Source organism: Synechococcus sp. H55.2 (assembly GCF_047462495.1).
Lineage (GTDB): Bacteria > Cyanobacteriota > Cyanobacteriia > Thermostichales > Thermostichaceae > Thermostichus.
Genome location: NZ_JANSJH010000180.1, coordinates 1 through 1,986, shown reverse-complemented (window position 1 = coordinate 1,986; position 1,986 = coordinate 1). Strand labels below are relative to the sequence as shown.

Annotated in this window: 1 protein-coding gene and 1 pseudogene; both read right to left on the bottom strand. The window is 60.2% G+C overall.

Annotated features, from left to right (window positions below):
• Positions 1-89: 89 nt before the first annotated feature.
• The gene (locus NW844_RS12765; protein WP_414336186.1) at positions 90-1,160 is read right to left on the bottom strand and encodes a 3-deoxy-7-phosphoheptulonate synthase; all 1,071 of its coding nucleotides are present in this window, start codon (positions 1,158-1,160) and stop codon (positions 90-92) included.
• A gap of 556 nt (positions 1,161-1,716) precedes the next feature.
• Positions 1,717-1,986, bottom strand: a pseudogene (locus NW844_RS12760) (hypothetical protein); the annotation flags it as partial.

Below are 1,986 nucleotides of genomic sequence, written 5' to 3'. Positions count from 1 at the left end.
CACCCCCAGCCCCTCTCCCAGAGGGAGAGGGGAGTTGCACTGCTGCCGAGCACAACTTTATTGCCTTGCTTGGGTCTTGCGGGGCTTTTTTAGTGATTCAAAGCCAAGGTTTTCCCTGCTACGACTGCTGCCATCTCCTGCAACAGATCCTCGGTCTCCTCCCAGCCGATGCAGCCGTCGGTGATGGAAACGCCGTACTTGAGTGGTGCCCCTTCCTGCCAGGTTTGCTTGCCTGGGTTGAGGTTGCTCTCCAGCATCAGCCCCATCAAGGCCCGCTGCCCTGCTTGGTACTGCCGCAGCACTGCCCGACAGACGGCTCCCTGCTGGCGGTAGTCTTTGTGGGAGTTGTCGTGGGAGCAGTCCACCATCACCGAGCGCGGGATCCCTTGATCCTTCATCAGCAGCGCCGCCCGCGCCACATCTTCCGGGCCGTAGTTGGTCTTGCCGCCGCCGCCGCGCAACACAATGTGCCGGTCTGGGTTGCCGGTGGTTTTCACCAGGGCCGTCATGCCGTCTTGGCCGATGCCCAGAAAACTGTGGGGGTGACTGGCGGAGAGAATGGCGTTGAGGGCAATTTCCAGCCGCCCGTCGGTGCCATTTTTGAAGCCCACGGGCATAGAGAGGCCACTGGCCATTTCCCGGTGGGTCTGGCTTTCGATGGTTCGGGCGCCGATGGCCGCCCAGCTCACCAGGTCTGCGGTGTATTGGGGAGTTACCGGATCCAACATTTCTGTGGCACAGGGCAAGCCCAGCTCGTTGATCTGCAATAGGATGGAACGGGCCAGTTGCAAGCCAGTGGCAATATCGCAGGAGCCGTCCAGGTGGGGATCATTAATGAGGCCCTTCCAGCCCACTGTGGTGCGCGGCTTCTCAAAATAGGTGCGCATCACAATCACCAGGTGCTCGCGGGTTCGATCGGCCACCCGCTTGAGGCGGTGGGCATACTCCAAGGCCGCTTCGGGATCGTGGATGGAACAGGGGCCGACAATCACCACCAAGCGATGGAGATCCCGCCCGTGGATGATGTCGCGGATGGCTTGCCGCGTGGAGAGCACCACTTGGGCTGCCGTTTCCGTCAGCGGCAGCTTGGCCTTGACAGCAGCAGGGGCAATCAAGGGAGTCACCTCTTGGATGTTGCAGTTGTCGGTTTGGGGGGGCATAGAACTGTCCTTCATCGTGGGCAAGATTGTGTGCAAGGGATGGGAAGTGAGGGAATGGAGCATCGAGCCATCAAAAAAGCCCTGGCACTGGGCTCAGGGCTTCAGGACTGACTCGGGTAAACCTAGGCTCTATAGTTTACGCGCCACCCTTCCGCCCTGGTCGTTGCCAGGGAAAGCTAAAGTAGCCAAAAAAGGGAGCGCGCCAGGTCATCTTCAGGGGAAGGAACTCGGAATCTGTACGAGATGAGTATAGCGGAAGTATACCCAAAAAGAAACTGGATTTACCAAGACGGGTTCAGGTTCTGGGTCGCTCCCAGGGTTCCCAGGCGCAGCCCAGAGGACGGTTTTCTCCCACCCAGATCAAGAAGCTTGCCCGCTCCGTAGCCATCACTCTGCGACGCTGTTGCAAGCGGGGCGAGGAGAAAAGCTTCAGGGCGGTGAGGGACTTCTTTCCGCTGCCTCAGCCCGACAAGGTCGCAGCGGCGAAAGCCCCGCAAGCCCGGTGGAAATCAAGAAAGTCAGCAGAACTCTGGGCTTCTGTCCTAGGAAACAGTTTTCAGAAGGATCTAGCCCGGACGGCAGCCGCTTCCTGGATTACCTCGTCTCCAGGCTGTAGCCCACTGTGGATCTCCACCTGATCCCCATAGCGGGATCCCACCACCACGGGCGTAAACAGCGGCTTGCCGTCCACCAGCCGGTACACGCCCGTAAGGCCGAACTGTTCTACCAGGCTTGCTTGGGGCAGGAGCAGGGCTTGGCGGGTTTCTCCTGCCAACTTCAGACGGCCCAGCATGCCCGGCATTGCTCCGGGGAGCGGGGGAATCTC

Excerpts from the sequence above, each read along its gene's own strand:
- NW844_RS12765 (WP_414336186.1), bottom strand. The coding sequence starts at position 1,160 with ATGCCCCCCCAAACCGACAACTGCAACATCCAAGAGGTGACTCCCTTG.